Annotated in this window: 1 other RNA gene and 1 pseudogene; both read left to right on the top strand. The window is 62.8% G+C overall.

The window, feature by feature from the left end:
- Window positions 1–172 (top strand): annotated as a pseudogene (locus tag ENZ74_RS35575) (lytic transglycosylase domain-containing protein); the annotation flags it as partial.
- 50 nt (window positions 173–222) lie between these two features.
- An RNA gene (gene rnpB / locus ENZ74_RS33830) (RNase P RNA component class A) lies at window positions 223–545 on the top strand; the annotation flags it as partial.

Below are 545 nucleotides of genomic sequence, written 5' to 3'. Positions count from 1 at the left end.
CAAATACGGCATGAAATACCTTGCCATGGCACGGAGCCTCGGTGGCGGCACGACCTGCGGCACCATTCTGAAATACAATGCCGGGCACGCCGCAACGCGGATGAACCCCGTGTCGGCAGCCTATTGCGGCAAGGTCAAGGTGCAGATGGCTGCGCTTGGATCGCCCGCATAAGTCAGCTTTTTCGTTTGCGTTTTCGGGCGTGAACCCCTTTATACGCTCTGCCAGCTGGCTGGGCGGCCGCACCCGCAAACGCCGAAAGGTCGTGGGTGAGGAAAGTCCGGGCTCCATGGAAACACGGTGCCGGTTAATGGCCGGCGGGGGCGACCCCAGGGAAAGTGCCACAGAAAGCAAACCGCCACGATCCGGCTTGCCGGATTCGGGGCAAGGGTGAAAGGGTGGGGTAAGAGCCCACCGCGCGACTGGCAACAGGAGCGGCACGGTAAACCCCACCGGGAGCAAGACCGAATAGGGACGGTGCGAGGGGAAACCCTCGAGGGCTGTTTCCGGCTCACCGTCCGGGTAGGTTGCGTGAGGCGCATGGCAA

The sequence above is a fragment of the Mesorhizobium sp. M7A.F.Ca.CA.002.15.2.1 genome (assembly GCF_003998715.1).
Classification (GTDB): domain Bacteria; phylum Pseudomonadota; class Alphaproteobacteria; order Rhizobiales; family Rhizobiaceae; genus Mesorhizobium; species Mesorhizobium ciceri.
The sequence above is the reverse complement of the archived record's forward strand: the minus strand, read 5'-3'. Positions and strand labels throughout refer to the sequence as shown.